This window comes from Vibrio sp. 2033, from assembly GCF_033339735.1.
In genome coordinates this window covers 1-816 of record NZ_JAWOVC010000235.1, presented here as the reverse complement: position 1 = coordinate 816, position 816 = coordinate 1, and the positions used below count along the sequence as shown (strand labels likewise).

Sequence of the window (816 nt, the reverse complement as noted above, 5' to 3'; positions counted from 1 at the left end):
TTAGTACCGTGACGATTGACCGCGCGGCTATCCATCCCTTCCGCTTCCATCTTTTTAAAGCTTGTTAAACCTAAACGAGCAACCGTTAGCAAATCACCCTCTTTGAAGATGAAGTTTAGTGCTAAGTCGCGCTTGATTGCTTCACGATAACGCCAAGTCGCTAGCGGCTTTAACACAGCTAACTCTGACGGTTTAAGTTGCCACGCTCCTTTAATATCAAGGTACGCATTTTCTTCGTTGGTTTCGCGAATGCGTTTGGAAACCAACAAGTCGCTCTCTTGCTGCACCGCTTCCCACCAACCAGCTTCAGTGACTTTATCGAGCAATTTTTCGTAAAGTGGCAACAAGTAGTGAACGTCTGCCGCTGCATAATCGAGTTGCTTTTGCGTGAGAGGGCGAGCCATCCAGTCGGTGCGAGATTCACTCTTGTCCAACGCAACACCTAAGTATTCTTCCACCAGCGTTGCAAAACCTGTTGACAGCCCGTGGCCAAGAAACGCCGCCATTAACTGTGTATCGACCATTGGAAATGGCGTACAACCAAATGCATTTTGGAATACTTCTAAATCTTCGCCACAGGCGTGAAGCACTTTAAGTACCGATGCATCTTTCAATAGTTCGATGAAAGATGTCATGTCCGTTAATTCTGTCGGATCGATAAGGGACAAGTGCTTGCCGTCGAAAAGCTGAATCAAACCTAGTTGCGGATAAAAAGTCCTGATACGTACGAACTCGGTATCCAGCATTACGACATCTGCGTCTCTTGCTTGAGCACAAACTTGTTCTAGGTCTTTGTTTTTAGTAATAATCTGATAA

At 45.7% G+C, this 816-nt stretch carries 1 protein-coding gene; it reads right to left on the bottom strand.

Going from position 1 to position 816, the window contains the following annotated elements; genetic code table 11:
• The coding region (gene rnd, locus R7P74_RS25795; protein WP_318123490.1) for a ribonuclease D at positions 1–816 on the bottom strand (816 nt) is incomplete at both ends.